At 67.0% G+C, this 16,418-nt stretch carries 15 protein-coding genes; 4 read left to right on the top strand and 11 right to left on the bottom strand.

Annotated elements, in window-relative coordinates; all coding sequences use genetic code 11:
• The first annotated feature begins 13 nt into the window (after positions 1 to 13).
• Entirely contained in the window at positions 14 to 2,116 is a 2,103-nt protein-coding gene (locus ACE3TH_RS11720; RefSeq protein ID WP_374599855.1) for a PBP1A family penicillin-binding protein, read from the top strand.
• Here ACE3TH_RS11720 and ACE3TH_RS11715 read toward each other — a convergent pair.
• The 10 genes from ACE3TH_RS11715 to ACE3TH_RS11670 form a co-directional block, all read right to left on the bottom strand.
• On the bottom strand, positions 2,113 to 2,841 hold the full coding sequence (locus ACE3TH_RS11715) for a M48 family metallopeptidase (protein WP_374599853.1): 729 nt from the start codon (positions 2,839 to 2,841) through the stop codon (positions 2,113 to 2,115). The genes ACE3TH_RS11720 and ACE3TH_RS11715 overlap by 4 nt on opposite strands.
• Positions 2,807 to 4,087, bottom strand: coding sequence for a polyhydroxyalkanoate depolymerase (locus ACE3TH_RS11710; protein WP_374599852.1), 1,281 nt, complete (start codon positions 4,085 to 4,087; stop codon positions 2,807 to 2,809). The genes ACE3TH_RS11715 and ACE3TH_RS11710 overlap by 35 nt, the downstream gene beginning before the upstream one ends.
• Before the next feature lie 179 nt (positions 4,088 to 4,266).
• Positions 4,267 to 6,501, bottom strand: coding sequence for a polyribonucleotide nucleotidyltransferase (pnp, locus tag ACE3TH_RS11705; RefSeq protein WP_374599851.1), 2,235 nt, complete (start codon positions 6,499 to 6,501; stop codon positions 4,267 to 4,269).
• Positions 6,502 to 6,763: 262 nt separating this feature from the next.
• The gene (gene rpsO / locus ACE3TH_RS11700) at positions 6,764 to 7,033 is read right to left on the bottom strand and encodes a 30S ribosomal protein S15 (protein ID WP_209321855.1); all 270 of its coding nucleotides are present in this window, start codon (positions 7,031 to 7,033) and stop codon (positions 6,764 to 6,766) included.
• 81 nt (positions 7,034 to 7,114) lie between these two features.
• Positions 7,115 to 8,044 (bottom strand): tRNA pseudouridine(55) synthase TruB, encoded by a 930-nt coding sequence (truB, locus tag ACE3TH_RS11695; RefSeq protein WP_374599850.1) that lies wholly within the window; start codon positions 8,042 to 8,044, stop codon positions 7,115 to 7,117.
• Positions 8,044 to 8,493, bottom strand: coding sequence for a 30S ribosome-binding factor RbfA (gene rbfA, locus ACE3TH_RS11690; protein WP_374599849.1), 450 nt, complete (start codon positions 8,491 to 8,493; stop codon positions 8,044 to 8,046). The genes truB and rbfA overlap by 1 nt, the downstream gene beginning before the upstream one ends.
• A 63-nt stretch (positions 8,494 to 8,556) precedes the next feature.
• Positions 8,557 to 9,273, bottom strand: coding sequence for a DUF2459 domain-containing protein (locus tag ACE3TH_RS11685; RefSeq protein WP_374599848.1), 717 nt, complete (start codon positions 9,271 to 9,273; stop codon positions 8,557 to 8,559).
• Positions 9,270 to 9,908: a hypothetical protein gene (locus tag ACE3TH_RS11680; protein ID WP_374599847.1), complete on the bottom strand. Its 639-nt coding sequence runs from the start codon at positions 9,906 to 9,908 to the stop codon at positions 9,270 to 9,272. The genes ACE3TH_RS11685 and ACE3TH_RS11680 overlap by 4 nt, the downstream gene beginning before the upstream one ends.
• A 39-nt stretch (positions 9,909 to 9,947) precedes the next feature.
• A complete protein-coding gene (locus ACE3TH_RS11675; protein ID WP_374599846.1) occupies positions 9,948 to 10,883 on the bottom strand; it encodes a M28 family metallopeptidase in 936 nt (311 codons plus the stop codon).
• Positions 10,884 to 10,951: 68 nt separating this feature from the next.
• Entirely contained in the window at positions 10,952 to 11,773 is an 822-nt protein-coding gene (locus ACE3TH_RS11670) for an ABC transporter permease (RefSeq protein ID WP_374599845.1), read from the bottom strand.
• A 91-nt stretch (positions 11,774 to 11,864) separates the two neighbouring features.
• Between ACE3TH_RS11670 and ACE3TH_RS11665 the strand changes: the two genes are divergently transcribed.
• Positions 11,865 to 13,178: an amidohydrolase gene (locus ACE3TH_RS11665; protein WP_374599844.1), complete on the top strand. Its 1,314-nt coding sequence runs from the start codon at positions 11,865 to 11,867 to the stop codon at positions 13,176 to 13,178.
• A gap of 218 nt (positions 13,179 to 13,396) precedes the next feature.
• Here ACE3TH_RS11665 and dapE read toward each other — a convergent pair whose 3' ends face one another.
• Entirely contained in the window at positions 13,397 to 14,590 is a 1,194-nt protein-coding gene (gene dapE / locus ACE3TH_RS11660; RefSeq protein WP_374599843.1) for a succinyl-diaminopimelate desuccinylase, read from the bottom strand.
• A 47-nt stretch (positions 14,591 to 14,637) separates the two neighbouring features.
• Between dapE and ACE3TH_RS11655 the strand changes: the two genes are divergently transcribed.
• Both ACE3TH_RS11655 and ACE3TH_RS11650 read left to right on the top strand, forming a co-directional pair.
• Positions 14,638 to 15,108, top strand: a complete 471-nt coding sequence (locus tag ACE3TH_RS11655; RefSeq protein ID WP_374599842.1) for a cupin domain-containing protein — start codon at positions 14,638 to 14,640, stop codon at positions 15,106 to 15,108.
• Complete coding sequence (locus tag ACE3TH_RS11650; protein WP_374599841.1) at positions 15,105 to 16,388, top strand: MFS transporter; 1,284 nt, start codon at positions 15,105 to 15,107, stop codon at positions 16,386 to 16,388. The genes ACE3TH_RS11655 and ACE3TH_RS11650 overlap by 4 nt, the downstream gene beginning before the upstream one ends.
• Positions 16,389 to 16,418 lie beyond the last annotated feature (30 nt).

Raw genomic sequence — 16,418 nt, 5'->3', positions numbered from 1 at the left:
GATGAGGGTAGTGATGGCGGGTTCAGGCGCGCGTTTCGGTAATGAGTCCAATCCCGCCCCCGACGGCCGCAAGCCGAAACGGACGGGCTGGAAGCGCTTCTTCTACTGGAGCGCGGTTCTGGCGGTCTGGGCGCTGATCTTCCTGGTCGTCTTTTTTGCCGTTTTCGCGCGCGACCTGCCCAGTACGGCCAGCCTGTACAATGTCGACCGCCAGCCCTCGATCACCTATCTGGATCGCAATGGCGCGCTGATCGCGGTGCGCGGTACCCAGATGGCCCCGCCCGCCGATCTGGACAGCCTGCCCGACTATGTGCCCGCTGCCTTCGTGGCGATCGAGGACCGCCGCTTCTACAGCCACCCCGGCTTCGACCCCATCGGCATGAGCCGCGCCATGGTGGCCAATATCCGCGCGGGGCGGGTGGTCCAGGGCGGCTCGACCCTGACGCAACAGCTGGCCAAGAACCTGTTCCTGTCGCCCGACCAAAACATGAAGCGCAAGGTTCAGGAGCTGATGCTGGCCGTGTGGCTGGAGATGAAATTCTCCAAGAAGGAGATCCTGGCCCTCTATTTGAACCGGGTCTATTTCGGTGCCGGGGCTTACGGGATCGAGGCGGCGTCGCAGCGGTATTTCGACAAGTCCGCCAAGGACCTGACAGTCGGCGAGGCCGCGCTTCTGGCCGGGCTGCTGAAGGCACCGTCGCGCTATTCGCCGGTGTCCGAGAGCGAGCGGGCGGCCGGACGGGCCACCGTTGTGCTGAACGAAATGGTCGAGGCGGGCGTGATCACGGTGGAGCAGCGCGATGCCGCCGCCGCCACGCCGGTGCGGGTCTCGCGCACCCTGGCGACCCAGCATGCCCAGTATTTCGTCGACTGGCTGGATCGCCAGATCCGCGAACTGGTCGGCGAACCGACCGAGGATCTGGTGGTGGAGACCACGCTGGACCTGACGCTGCAGACCTCGGCCGAGCGGGCCGTGCGGCGCATCCTGGACCGCGACGAAGGCAAGGGCGTCGAACAGGCGGCCCTGGTCGCTCTGGACGGCGACGGGCGGGTGCGGGCCATGATCGGCGGCGCGTCCTATGCTGACAGCCAGTTCAACCGCGCCACCGAGGCGCGGCGTCAGGCGGGTTCGGCCTTTAAGCCCTTCGTCTATCTGGCCGCGCTGGAGGCGGGCTATACGCCAGAGAGCCGCGTCGTGGATCAGCCGATCACCATCGGCAACTGGTCGCCGCGCAACTATTCCGGCAACTTCATCGGCGAGACGACCCTGGCCAATGCCGTGGCCCAGTCGACCAATACGGTGGCGGCCGGGATCGCGGACCAGATCGGGCGCGACAACGTCGCCCGCGCCGCACGCCGCCTGGGCATCACCAGCCGGATCGGGCTGGAGCCAGCCATGGCCCTGGGGGCCGTCGAGGTCAGTCCGCTGGAAATGGCCCAGGCCTATGACGCCTTCGCCAATGGCGGGCGCCGGGTCAGTGCCTACGGCATCAGCCGTATCCGCACACCGCAGGGCCGCGTCATCTATCAACGCGACGCCCGACAGGGCGCTCCGGTACAGGCGATTTCGAACCCGTTCCTCTACTACCAGAACCAGATGCTGAGGGGCGTCGTCACCTCCGGCTCGGGCCGGTCCGCGGGGATCGCGGGGCGCGACATCGCGGGCAAGACAGGCACGACCTCGGATTACAAGGACGCCTGGTTCGTCGGCTACACGGGTGGCTTCGTGACGGCCGTCTGGGTCGGCAAGGACGACAATACGGCCATGCGCGGCATCACCGGCGGCTCGTCGCCCGCCGCCATCTGGCGCGGCTTCATGGAGGCAGCCCTGCCGCGCCTGAACGCCCCGGCCATTCCCGCCGGCCCCGCCATGCCCGAAGGCTGGCAGCCGCCGACGCCTATCGGCCAGATGCTGGAGGAAATCGGCGACCCCTATGGCGACAATCCTCCGGCCGAAACGGATGAAGGTTCCTACGAGGAGCCGTCCACGCCTCCGGCCCAGGGCAATCAGGAAACGCCGCGCCGCGAGCCCGCCGTGGTGCGCCCGACCGCCCCGCAGCCGCAAAGGCCGGACGATCGCCAGCCGGAACGCAGCCGCGAGCCGCTGTTCTTCTAGCGCCCCACGGCGTGGAGGGCCGCGCCGTGGTCCTTGAGCCAGCGGCGGTAGGGGCGATGGTCGCCGATCAGGTCGTGGACGACGGACCAGTAGGCCTGGCTGTGGTCGGCATGGACCAGATGGGCCACTTCATGGGCGGCCAGATAGTCGACCACCGCGCGCGGAGCCATGATGACCCGCCAGCTATAGCGGATGGTGCGGTTGTGCGGGCTGCAGGAGCCCCAGCGCGATTTCGGGTCGGCGATGGAGATCTTCACCGGACCCCGCCCGGCCTTGGGGCCGAGGGCTTTCAAATGCACATCGGTCCGCGCCTGAAGCGTGTCGCGGGCGATGCGTTTGAACAGGTTCTCGACCCTGCGGGCAAAGGCCTCGCCCTCGCCGCCGGACAGGATGACGGAGCCATCGGCGTCCTCACTCAGGCGCGCGGCCCCGGCACCGGGCACGGCAATCAGTCGGGTCGGGCGGTCGAACAGGGGCAGGACAGCCCCCGGCACGATCGGGGTGCCAGGCTGGCGCTGGGCCAGGCGATCCAGGATCCAGTCCGTCTTGGTGCGGGCGAAGGCCACAACCTCGCCCAGCTTGCGTTCGCTGGGTGCGATCAGGACGGCCTCGCCCGCGCGTCCGTCTATGCGGATCGACAGGCGGCGGGCACGGGGATTGACCGACAGGCGCGCGGCGACTCCCAGCGCCTCAGGCGGCAGCCGCTGGCCGTTCCGGTACTGCACTGGCCACCTCTTGGGCCGCGATGAAGTCGCGGACGCGCGGATAAATATCGTCGCGGAACCGGCGACCGTTGAAGACGCCATAGTGGCCGACGTCCGGATGGACATACAGCACGCGGCGGTCGTCGTTCAGGCCCGTGCACAGCCCATGCGCGGCCTGGGTCTGGCCGACGCCGGAGATGTCGTCCTTGGCCCCCTCGACGGTCATCAGGGCGATGTCCGTGATCTTGGTCAGATCGACCTTGCGGCCGCGATGCTCCAGCAGGCCGCGCGGCAGCAGATGCTGCTGGAAGACGATGTCGATGGTCTGAAGGTAGAACTCCTCCGACAGGTCCAGCACCGAGAGGTATTCGTCGTAGAATTCCTCGTGCTTCTCCACCCCGTCGCCGTCGCCCGAGACCAGGTCCTGGAAATAGCGGTGGTGGGCGTCGATATGCTTGTCCTCGTTCATCGACATGAAGCTGTAGAGCTGGACGAAGCCCGGATAGACGCGGCGGCCAAAGCCGGGATAGGGCCAGGGCACGGTGTGGATCATGTTCGACTGGAACCAGGTGAAAGGCTTTTCCTCGGCCAGTTCATTGGTCACCGTCGGCGACAGGCGCGCATCGATGGGCGAGCCCATGAAGGTCATGGAGACGGGGCGGTTCGGATCATTGTCCTCGGCCATCAGGGCGCAGGCCGCCAGGACCGGCGGTCCGGGCTGGCAGACGCCGACCACATGGGCGCGCGGCCCGATGGCGGCCAGCATGTCGCGGACGTGGTCGATATAGTCGAAGAAGTCGAACCGGCCCTCCAGCACCGGCACCTGGCGGGCGTTGGACCAGTCGGTCACATAGACGTCGTGGTCGGCAAGGAAGCCCTCGACTGTCCCGCGCAGCAGGGTGGCATAGTGGCCCGACAGGGGTGCCACGATCAGGACCGAGGGGGCCGCGACCGGCTTTTTCGCCCGCTTCAGGTCGCCGATGTTGCGCGCGAACCGTATCAGGCGGCACCAGGGCGAGGACCAGATGACCTGCTGGGTCGTGCGGATCGGATGGCCGTCGACGGTGATGGTGTCCAGCCGCCAGTCCGGCTTGCCATAGCGGCGCGTCACACTCTCGAACAGCTCGGCCGAGGCGAAGGCGGTGCGGCCGATGGCCGTGTCGGCGGCGGGGTTCAGCGGCGACGACCAGAAGGTCCGGGCCATCTGGGCCCCGATCCGGAACGGCGAGGCGGAGGCGTAGGCGAGCTCGTGCAGCGAATACAGCATGTCGATCCTGGTCGGCGACCGCGAACGGTCACGATACGGCACAGCAGCATATAGTGCGCCGCACTGCAAAATCATTAGCGCCGATCACGCAGATGTGGATCCGTGATGGTGCAGCCCGTCACGAAGAAGGCCCCGGCGTTTCCACCGGGGCCCTATCCATGCAGTCGTGTGACGCGATCCTAGTCGCGACGACGGCCGCGGTTGCGATCGCGGTCACCGCCACCTTCGCGTTTGGGACGACCGCCGGTGTCTTCCGACAGCGGGGGCTCGCCGCGTTCGGCGCGTTCGGCGTTGATCTTGTCGGTGATGTCCTCGCCGGTTTCCTGATCGACGACCTTCATCGACAGCTTGGTCTTGCCGCGATCGTCCATGCCCAGGAATTTGACCTTGACCTCCTGGCCTTCGGACAGAACGTCGGCCGGGTTGGCGACGCGCTCCAGGGAAATCTGGCTGACGTGAACCAGACCGTCCTTGGCCCCGAAGAAGTTCACGAAGGCGCCGAAGTCGACGACCTTCACGACCTTGCCAGAGTAGATGGTGCCGGGCTCGGGCTCGGAGACGATCGAGCTGATCCAGTTCTTGGCGGCGTCGATCTTCTCTTGTTCCGAGGCGGCGATCTTCACCGTGCCGTCGTCCTCGATGTTGATCTTGGCGCCGGTCTTTTCGACGATCTCGCGGATGATCTTGCCGCCCGTGCCGATGATGTCGCGGATCTTGTCGGTCGGGACCTTGATCGACTCGATCTTGGGCGCGAACTCGCCCAGCTCGGTGCGGGCGCCGTCGATGGCCTTGTCCATCTCGTCGAGGATGTGAAGACGACCGGCCGACGCCTGGGCGATGGCCTTCTTCATGATCTCTTCGGTGATGCCGGCGACCTTGATGTCCATCTGGAGGCTGGTGATGCCGTCACGCGTTCCGGCGACCTTGAAGTCCATGTCGCCCAGGTGATCTTCGTCACCCAGGATGTCCGACAGGATGGCGAACTCGCCCGACGGCTCCAGGATCAGACCCATGGCGATGCCCGAGACGGGCTTCTTCAGGGGCACGCCGGCGTCCATCAGCGCCAGCGACGAACCGCAGACCGTGGCCATGGAGGACGAGCCGTTGGACTCGGTGATCTCCGACACCAGACGGATGGTGTAGGGGAAGTCTTCCGATGACGGCAGCATCGGACGGATGGCCCGCCACGCCAGCTTGCCGTGACCGATTTCCCGACGGCCCGCGCCGCCCATCCGTCCGGTCTCGCCGACCGAATAGGGAGGGAAGTTGTAGTGCAGCAGGAACTTCTCTTTGTACGTCCCGGTCAGAGCGTCGATGTACTGCTCGTCCTCGCCGGTGCCCAGGGTGGCGACGACGATGGCCTGGGTTTCACCGCGCGTGAACAGGGCCGAACCGTGGGTGCGCGGGAAGACGCCGACTTCCGAGACGATCGAACGAACCTTGTCGAGGGCGCGGCCATCGACGCGGTGGCCGTTGTCGATGATGTCGCGACGCAGGACGTGGGCCTCGCATTCCTTGAAGGCGGTCGAGAACTTCGCAGGCTCGACGCCGTCAGGGTTCTCGTCGGTCTTCACCAGGGCCTCGGCGGCCTTCTTCTTGGCGGCGCCGACCGCGTTGTGGCGGTCGTGCTTGGCGGTGTGGGTATAGGCCGCCTTGATGTCCTCGCCGACCAGGTTCTGGATGGCGGTGACGACGTCGGAGTGGTCCTCGGCCTGGAAGTCGAAGGGCTCCTTGGCGGCGTGTTCGGCCAGGTCGATGATGGCGTCGATGACCGGCTGCATGCCCTTGTGGGCGAACATCAGGGCGTCGAGGAAGGTCTGTTCCGACAGTTCCTTGGCCTCGGATTCGACCATCATCAGGGCGTCCTGGGTGCCGGCGACAACCAGATCCAGCTCGGAGCCTTCCAGCTGATCGATGGTCGGGTTCAGAACCAGCTCACCGTCGATGTAGCCGACGCGCGCGGCGCCGATCGGGCCCATGAAGGGCACGCCCGAAATGGTCAGGGCGGCGGAGGCGGCGACCATGCCGACCACGTCGGGATCGTTCTCCATGTCGTGCTGCAGGACGGTGATGACGACCTGGGTCTCGTTCTTGAAGCCCTTGACGAACAGCGGGCGGATCGGACGGTCGATCAGGCGGGAAACCAGGGTTTCCTTCTCGGTCGGACGGCCTTCACGCTTGAAATAGCCACCCGGGATCTTGCCGGCGGCGAAGGTCTTTTCCTGGTAGTTGACGGTCAGGGGGAAGAAATCCAGGCCCGGCTTGGGCGCGCGGCCATAGACGACGGTGGCCAGGACCACGGTCTCTCCATAGGTGGCCAGAACGGCGCCGTCGGCCTGGCGGGCGATGCGGCCCGTTTCCAGCGTCAGCGGGCGGCCGGCCCAGTCGATCGTCTTGCGTTTGATATCGAACATGTTTCGTCTTTCGTGTTCCGGCGGGCGTATTCCCGGCGGAGTCCCATCAGTGGGTGCGCCCAAGAGTGGGCAGGAGCGTCGGGTGTTCAGTCCTTCGATCCAGGGACCGCCGCCCCATGGCGGTCGATCCGGGAGTGGAAGAGGACCGGTATGGCCCTCGCGTCTGCGCAGTTACGAAAACCGCTGCGCGCGGCTGGTCTCTAGGTGCGGAAAGAGGCGCGGACATGGCCCGCGCCTCGAAACGGTTTCCGCGATCTACACCTTAGCGGCGCAGGTTCAGCTTGGTGATCAGGGCGGTGTAACGCTCCCGATCGACCTTCACCAGGTGGTCCAGAAGGCGACGGCGCTGCGAGACCATCTTGAGCAGGCCGCGGCGCGAGTGGTTGTCCTTCTTGTGGGTCTTGAAGTGCTCGGTGAGGTTGGCGATGCGTTCCGACAGGATCGCGACCTGGACCTCGGCCGAACCGGTGTCGCCGGCGGAGCGGGCGTTTTCGGCAATGACTTCGTTCTTGCGTTCAGCAGTAATCGACATCGGGAGTCCTTTCTTGGCCCTACCGCGCTTCGCGCTACTTGAGGGCCGGTTTGGTCCCAGCCTTTGCCGGATGGCTCGGGCTTAGAGATTGAATACGCGGTCGGGTTCGAGGCGACCGGCCCGCAACTGACCGAGAGCGACGAGCGTCTGTCCCATGAAAACCGAAACTGTCCGGGCGTCGCCGCTAAGCTGACCCTTCAGTGTCTCGACCTGTCTGGGGAGCAGTACGATCGGCCGTCCCTGCCGAAGCGAGAAGGCTTCCCCGTCCGTCACGGCCAGCTCCGGGATGTCGTCCAGAGCGGTCGCAACGGGAAGCAAGCCTTCCGAGGCGGCGTCCCTATGCACCAGATCGGCCAGAATATCCAGTGTCACGGCGTTCTCGAACGAAAACGGCCCCACCCGCTCACGCCGCAGGGCCGAAACATGCCCTTCGCCCCCCAGCATGAGCGCCAGGTCGCGCGCCAGCGAGCGCACATAGACACCCTTGCCTGTCCGCATCGTGATCTCTACATGGTCGGCATCGGGCGCATCGGTGACGGCGGCCTCGTGGATGGTGACGCGGCGGCTGGCCAGTTCGAACTCGGCCCCGTCGCGCGCCAGGTCATAGGCGCGCTGGCCATCAATCTTGATGGCGGAAAAGCGCGGCGGGGTCTGGTCGATGTCGCCGACGAAGGACGGCAGGGCCGCCTTCACCGCCTCGACCGAGGGCCGGACATCGGAACGCCCGACGATCTCGCCCTCGCGGTCGATGCTGTCGGTCGATATGCCCCAGTGGATGGTGAAGCGGTAAACCTTCTCCGCATCCATCAGGAACGGCACCGTCTTGGTCGCCTCACCCAGCGCGATGGGCAGGATGCCGCTGGCCAGCGGGTCCAGCGTTCCGGCATGGCCAGCCTTCTGGGCGTTGAACAGGCGACGAAGCTTCGACACCGCCTCGGTCGAACCCATCTCATACGGCTTGTCGAAACAGACCCAGCCGTTGACGACATCGCCGCGCTTCTTGCGGGCCATTACTGGTCGTCGTCCTCGTCGCGATGTTCGACATCCGCCCGCACACGGGGATCGTCCAGCAGACGGTTCAGGCGCTCGGCCGCGACGAAGCTCTCGTCGTGGCGGAAGCGCAGGTCGGGGGTGAAGCGCATGTCGATATGCCGCCCCAGCGCCCCGCGCAGGAATTTGGCATGGGTATTAAGCGCCTTGATGATCTCGGACTCATGACCGGCGACCGGCGCGGTCTCGACGCCCGCGCCCAGCGGCTCGACGAAACAGGTGGCGTGTTTCAGGTCGGGCGACAGGCGCACCTCGCTGACCGTGATCGAGACGCCGGTCAGGGCGGGATCGTGAATCTCTTCCTCGCGCAGGACCTCGACCAGGGCGTGGCGGATCAGTTCGGAGGCGCGCAGCTGGCGCTGACTGACGGTACCGGCTTTGGCGGCGGGCCTGGACTTGCGGGTGCTCATGGCGGTGTCTCCTGGTCGCCTGCCGGGGCTCGGACCCGGCTCGAAAAAGCGAAGGGGCGGGGTCTAGGCCTCGGGGCCCTTCAAGTCCAGCCTCGCTCGGGTGGCGTTCATGACCTCGCCCGCTGTAACGGATCGCAGAGGGCGCACCGTCACGCCAGCCGCATTCAGCACGCCCGCGCTCCAGTTGTTGCACAGGTGACCGATCCAGAAATGCTCGTGGCTGGCATAGAAGCGGGCGTCATCGCCGGGGCGGCTGGCCGCGATGCGGGCAGTGCCGTCGGTCAGCTCCAGCGAGGCCTCGACGTGGTCCAGCATCCGGGTCAGGGCACGGGGCGACAGGGCCAGGGTGTTGCGATTGGCGGGATCGAAGCGCGTCGTCGGGTCGGTCTGGTCCGGGTCCAGCATGATGACCGAGCGGTTGCCGGGCATAAAGAAGGCGCGCCCGCCGTCCAGCAGCCGCCCCTCCATCGGGCTCTGGTCGACATAGAATTTGGCGTCGCCCCAGCCGATCAGGATCCAGTCGCCGGCGGCCAGCGATCGTGCGGCCTCGCCCAGTGGGCCCGGGCGCTGGGTCAGGGCGGCGCGCGGCACGGCCAGGTCCGTGTGAAAGCCGTTGTTGAGCAGATGGATCTGGGTGGTCGCCTCGCCGGGTCGCGGAGCCAACGAGGCGTCGCCCGCCGCTGTCCAGGTCCACAGGGCAGCGACGACGCCCAAGGCCACGGCCATCACGCCCCGCGCCAGAGCGCCGCCGGTGCGGCTGTGCCTGCCCCTCCGCTTCACGGGGCCTTCAGGGCGACAACGACGCAGGGTTCGCCGAGCGAAGTCGCCTCGGTGGCGTGCGCGAACAGCATCAGATCGACGGTGTCCTGTCGATGCAGCAGGGTCAGGGTCTCAGGCACGGCACCGCCGCAAAGGGCCAGAGGCGCGACGCTCTCGGCTCCAGGGTTCGGGACAACCTCGCGCGACTCGATCTGGGCATCGGGCAGGGCGTCCAGCCGCTCGGCAAAGGTCTGGCCGGGCGCAAAGGCGTCCGATCCGGCGGCGATCCGTAAGGGGCGGGTGGTCAGGGTCTGTTCGCGCACGACCACGCGCGGACCGTCGAAAGTCACGACCAGCGGCACCTCGGCATCTACCGACACGAAGGTCCCGGTCAGCAGAACATCGACCGGGTCTGCCGCAGGGGGGGATGTGAGGTCGAGGACCTCGCGGACATCGGCCGTCCGGTCGCCCAGCCAGTCGCTCGCCCGCTGCACGGCCGGGGCCGCGCCGTCGCGCACCGCGTGCCAGGCCTGGACCGCCTGCCTCTGCTCGATGGCCAGCAAAAACAGCACCAGACACACCACCGCCAGCACCGCATTCAGCGGCATCAGCCAGCGGGCCGAAGACCCTTGCGAAGGATAATGGGCGGCGGTCATCGACCAGAGTCTAGCGGGGCGGGACCGCATTGCGAATAGCTATCGCGCGGGCGGAGTATTTCCCGAGGCGATACGGCCGTCCAGCTTGCGGATCAGTTCGGCATAGACCTTGCCGGCCAGTTCGACCGTGGCGGGGTCCAACTGCTCCATCGTGTCCTCGCTGGAATGGATCAGGCGAAAGACCTGGGGCACAAAGCCCTCGGCCAGGCCGTTGGTTTCGCCGCCGTTAAAGGCCAGCCACATCTGGTGGGCTCCGACGTGATCCTGAAAGCCCAGGGACACGACCGGCGCACCCGCGGCCGAGAACGCGCGGTCGTCCGAGGGCGGATAGACCGGAAAGCCGACGCAGGGCATGGCGCGTTCGGCGCAGACCTCGCGCACCGCACGGGTGACGAAGGCGGACTGATCGCCGTTGTTCTGACCGTACATCAGGGTGTCGCCATAGCCGGCGACGTCGGAGTTCACGACGGCGCGGACATCGGCCAGGCCGTGCGCCTCGATCCATTTGCGCGCGCCGATCAGGCCCAGCTCCTCCTGATCCAGCAGAATGACCCGCACCGTATGTCCCAGATGCTGGGCCCTCAGCAGCTCGGCGGCACGCACGACGGCCACGACCGAGGCGGCATTGTCGACGACCCCGTGCGACAGGGAACCGTCGCGCAGCTTGACCGCATCATAATGCGCGGTCAGCAGGATTTCGCCGGTCAGGTCGGTGTCGGTGCCCGCGACGGTGAAGGTGACATTGCGGCCGGTCATCGGGCCGGTGCGGTCGTTGCCGCCCTGGAACGTCTCGACCTCGGGCTCGAACCCGGCGGCGCGCACCAGGTCGATCACGGCCTGGGTGCGCGCCTCATTGGTGGGCTGAACGAAGGCGGCGACCTTGTCGCGCAGGCCCGTCGGGTCCTCGGGTGTTTGGGCCAGGACAGGTGTCGCGACGCACACGAGCGCGGTGACGGCGATGGAGCGGAACAGCATGACAGACCCCCGGATGATCAGGACGACTCGGTAGCGCGGTCCTGGCCCCGGCGCACCTTAAAATGACGTCAGCTTTTCAGCCGCCAGCCCGACTTGAAGACCCGCCAGCAGGCATAGGCCCCCAGCACCGTCAGGGCCGCGCTGGTCGCCACGCCGATCCAGACATTGCCCTCCGCATGGCCGATGAAGCCGAAGCGGAAACCGTCGATCATGTAGAAGATCGGGTTGAAATGGCTGATCGTCGCGAACGGCTCGGGCAGATTGTCGACCAGATAGAAGGTGCCTGACAGGAAGGTCATCGGCATGATCAGGAAGTTCTGCACCGCCGCCAGCTGATCGAATTTTTCGGCCCAGAGCCCTGCGAAGACGCCCAGCATCCCCATCATCAGCGAAGCCGTCAGGCTGAACCACAGGATGGCCGCGACATTGGCCAGGCCCAGTCGCGCAAACGGCATGACGCAGACGGCCGTGACGGCCCCGACCACGATGCCGCGTGTGGCCGCCCCCATGGAAAAGCCGATGGTCAGTTCCAGAGGGCTGAGCGGCGGAGTCAGAAAGTCGGTCGCCGTGCCCATGATCTTGGCTTGGATCAGGCTGGACGAGGCATTGGCGAACGCATTGTTCAGGATCGCCATCATGATCAGGCCAGGCGCCACGAACTCCGCGAACGGCGTGCCGTCGATGGGCGGTCGCGAGTCCTTCAGGGCGACGACGAAGACCAGCATGTACAGCAGTGTGGTCACCACCGGGGCCGCCACCGTCTGGGCCCCGACCTTCCAGAAGCGGCGCACCTCGCGCAGGTACAGGGTCTTGACCCCCACCCAGTTAATCCCGTCGTAGCGACGCGGTTGCGGCAATCCGGATGGGCGAGTTGAGGTCAGATCGGTCATCCCCGCCAGATCGCGGTTCGACGGCCCTTGCGCAAGCCCCTGACATGCCCGCAACCTGCGAACGGACACTATTCCCGCTCCGGAGCCCGACATGCGCCTGCGCCGCCTGCTTCTTGCCTCGTGCGTCATGCTCGCGCTTTCGGGCGGGGTTGCTCTCGCCCAGGAGGCGGTTCCGGTCGCCAGCGTCGAGGCGGCGGTGCAGGCGGTCAATCCGCGCGTGATCGCCTGGCGGCGCGACTTCCACGCCAACCCCGAATTGGGCTTTGCCGAGACGCGCACGGCGGCCGCGGTGGCCGAGCATCTGCAGGGGCTAGGACTGGAGGTCCGCACGGAGGTCGGGCGCACCGGCGTGGTCGGCATTCTGCGCGGCGCCCGCCCCGGCAAGACGGTGGCGCTGCGGGCCGACATGGACGCCCTGCCGGTGGAGGAGGCGACGGGCCTGCCCTTCGCTTCGACCGCGACCGGGACCTATATGGGCAATACGGTGCCGGTGGCGCACGCGTGTGGCCATGACACCCATGTCGCCATGCTGATGGGGGCCGCCGAGGTTCTGGCCGGTATGAAGGACCAGATCGCGGGCACCGTCGTCTTCATCTTCCAGCCCGCCGAGGAAGGGGCCCCTCCCGGAGAGCCCAAGGGCGGTGCCGCCTTGATGATCGAGGAGGGCGCGCTGAGGGACCCGCGCCCCGACGCCATCTTCGGCCTGCATGTGGTGCCGGGGCGGCCGGGGACGATCTTCTATCGTCCGCGCGGTTTTATGGCGGCCTCGGATCGGGTGGACATCACCCTGAACGGTCGCCAGACGCACGGGGCCTGGCCGTGGAAGGGCGTCGACGTCATCGCCGTGACGGGGCAGGTGATCGAGACGATCAACACCCTGACCGCACGCACCATCGATCCGACCACGACCCCGACCGTCTTCACCATCGCCACCCTCGATGCGGGCGTGCGCTACAACATCATTCCGGACCGGGCCGTGCTGTCCGGAACGCTACGCACCTTCGACATCGCCCAGCGCGACGATCTGGTTCGCAGGACCGAGGCCGCCGTCGGGCACGTGGCCGAGGCCTATGGCGCGACCGCCGAATTCTCGGTGCGACAGAACGCGGCCCTGGTCTTCAACAACGAGGAACTGTCCACCTGGCTGGCCCCGGTGCTGGAGGAAGCCGCAGGTTCAGGCAACGTCAATCCGGCCAGTCCGGAGACCACAGTGGCGGAGGATTTCAGCTATCTGTCGCAGGAAGTACCGGGGGTCTTCTACCACATGGGGGCCAGCGCCGATGGCGTCGATCCGGCTAGCTCACCGCCCAACCACTCACCCAGCTTCGACGTCAACGAGGCCGTGTTGCCGGTCGGGGTGCGGGCTCATGTGCTGACGGCCTTGCGGTTCCTGGAACGGAGCTGATGCGGAAACCATGATCCTCAACGGATAAGAAACCGATCAGGCGCAGTTTTCTCTACCGTTCATGGATGGAACGGTTCAGGAGGCGTGGGTGCGCCAGTTGCCCGTCAATCTTCCGCCGATGCCGCGGCATCGTCGGGGTGGGCCTCTACGAGAGGCTGTATTCTTTTGCATCTCTTTTGCCGCCGTCTTCGCCGCGGCCTTTCTCGTCTTGGGCTGGTTCAGCTAGCCAGGCGGGCCATGACGGCCGCGATCACCCGCTCATAGACACCCGTCAGCGCCTCCAGCTCGGCGACCGGCACCCGCTCGTCGACCTGATGCATGGTCTGGCCGACCAGGCCCAGTTCCAGCACCGGGCACATGGCGCGGATGAAGCGGGCGTCTGAGGTGCCGCCGGTGGTCGAGGCGACGGGGCGGCAACCGGTCTCGGCCTCCACCGCCTCCTGCACCGCCGTCACGAAGTCGCCGGCGGGGGTCAGGAAGGCATTGCCCGAGCACAGATGCTCCAGCTCGATCCGCAGGCCGCTGTCGGCCTGCGCCTCGCCCGCGACGCTGTTCAGCCAGGCGATCAGGTCGTCGCCTGTGTGGGCGGGGTTGAAGCGGATGTTCAGCCGCGCCTTCGCTTCGGCCGGGATGATGTTGGTGGCCGGATTGCCGATGTCGATGGTGGTGATTTCCAGGTTGGACGGCTGAAACGCTTCATAGCCTTGATCCAGCACGTGGTCGGCCAGCCGGGCCAGCAGGCGGGCCATCACCGGCGCAGGATTGGCGGCCCGGTCCGGATAGGCGACGTGCCCCTGTTTGCCATGCACCGTAATCCAGGTGTTCAGCGAGCCGCGCCGCCCCACCTTGATCATGTCGCCGAGCGCCTGTTGCGAGGACGGCTCGCCGACCACGCAGGCGTCGATCACCTCGCCCTCGGCCATCAGGGCTTCAACCACCCGCTTGGTGCCGTGGAGCGCAGGCCCTTCCTCGTCGCCGGTGATCAGAAAGGACAGGGAACCGGGGACGTCGCCCGCCGCCAGCACCCGCGACACGGCCGCCGTCCAGGCCGCAATGCCGCCCTTCATGTCCACCGCCCCACGTCCGTACAGGACGCCGTCCTTGACCTCGGCGGCAAACGGATCGGACGACCAGGCTTCGACACGCCCCGTCGGCACCACGTCGGTATGACCGGCGAAGCACAGATTGGGCGAGGCGGTGCCGCGCCGGGCGTACAGATTTTCTATCCGCGCATCCGGGCCCACGCCCGTCGGCCCTTCAAACACCATGCGGCGACAGGTGAAGCCCAGCCCCGTCAGCGTCCGCTCCAGCACATCCATCGCGCCCTCGTCGGCGGGCGTGACCGACGGAATGCGGATCAGGTCCCGCGTCAGTTCGACAGGATCGATTACAGGGTTTGATGGGGCGCTCATAAGGCTGTGCTTTACGAGAAAGGCCAGTGAGGCGCAAAGACGACGTCATGCCCAAGATCGACATCGATGCCGCACCAACCGGCCACGGCACCGGCTATCCCGAAGAGTTCGCCGCGCCGTGCAAGCCGCGCCGCCGTTGGCGTCTGGGCGACGCCGTCGGGCTGGATCAGTTCGGGGTCAATCTGCTGCGGCTGCCGGATGGGGCCTGGTCCAGCCAGCGTCACTGGCACGAGGGCGAGGACGAGTTCGTCTGGGTCGTCTCCGGCGAGGTCGTGCTGGTTGAGGATGAAGGCGAGACCATCCTGCACGCGGGCGACTGCGCCGGCTTCAAGGCGGGCGTGCCCAACGGCCACAAGATCGAGAACCGATCCGGGGCCGAGGCCGTTCTGCTCGAGATCGGCACCCGCGTGCCGGGCGGCGACAATGGCGACTATCCCGACATCGACATGGTGTTCCGGCAGGACGTCTTTCTGCGCCGCGACGGTACCCCCCTTCCGAAAGTCGATCGCCGCACGTGACCGAGACCATCGAGACCGCTGAACCCGTCCAGCCCCCTTCCCCGCCAGAGGGTCCTTCCAGCCCCTGGGCCATCCGCGACTTCCGCCTGCTGTGGCTGGGGCGGGTGGCGGCGGTGCTGGGGATACAGATCCAGTCCTCGGCCCTGTTGTGGCAGGTCTATGAGATCGCGCGGCGGGATCATCCGATCGCCGAGGCCAGCCTGTATTTGGGGCTGGTGGGGCTGTGCCAATTCCTGCCGCTACTGGCCTTCACCCTGCCGGCCGGGGCCATGGCCGACCGGCGCGACCGCAAGCACACGGTGACCATCTCGGTCTTTGTCGAGTCGATGTGCGCCCTCGGTTTCCTGCTGATGGCGCTGCACGGCAATCCGCCGCTGTGGGGCCTGCTGGCCGTGGCGGCGGTGTTCGGGGCGGCGCGGGCGTTCTTGGCCCCGGCCAGCCAGGCCTTCCTGCCGATGGTTGTGGGGCGAAAGGCCCTGCCGCCGGCCATCGCGGCCCAGTCCATCGCCTTTCAGACCGGGGCCATCGCCGGTCCGGCCCTGGGCGGGGTCATCGTGGGGTTCAGCGTGCCGCTGGCCTATGCGGTGGCCATGGGGCTGTTCTTCCTGGGCATCGCCTCGATCTTGCTCATCCGCACCAACGGCAAGCCGGTCTTCACCGACACGGGCGTGTCGCCGCTCGCTTTGGTCAAGGAGGGGCTGGACTATGTGTGGAAGACCAAGATCGTGCTGGGGGCCATATCGCTGGATCTGGTCGTGGTCCTGCTTGCGGGGGTGGCCCTGCTGACGCCGATCTTCGCGCGCGACATCCTGCATGTGGGCCCCGAAGGGTTCGGCCTGCTGAGGGCGTCGTTCGGGGTCGGAGCCCTGCTGGTGGCGCTGTATCTCAGCCGGTTTCCGATCGTGCGGCACGGGGGCTTGTGGATGTTCGCGTCCGTCGCCGTCTTCGGGCTCAGCACCCTGACGTTTGGCCTGTCGCACTGGGTCTGGCTAAGTGCGCTGGCCCTGTTCATCGGCGGCGGGGCGGACATGATCAGCGTCAACATCCGCCAGACCCTGATCCAGCTGGCCACGCCCGATCACATGCGCGGGCGGGTGTCGTCGGTCTCCATGCTGTTCATCGGTGCCTCCAACGAGCTGGGCGAAGCCTACAGCGGCGTCGCCGTGCGCTTCCTGGGGCCGGTCGGGGCGGCGGTCTTCGGCGGCTTCGGCGCGTTGGCCGCTACGGGCATCTGGGCCAAGGTGTTCCCGAGCCTGAGGAAGGCGGATCGATTGAGTTAGATCTAATAGCGACACGATCAGCGCCAACTG

Origin of the sequence: Brevundimonas sp., from assembly GCF_041919755.1 — a bacterium.
In the GTDB taxonomy this organism is placed as follows: domain Bacteria; phylum Pseudomonadota; class Alphaproteobacteria; order Caulobacterales; family Caulobacteraceae; genus Brevundimonas.
The sequence above is the reverse complement of the archived record's forward strand: the minus strand, read 5'-3'. Positions and strand labels throughout refer to the sequence as shown.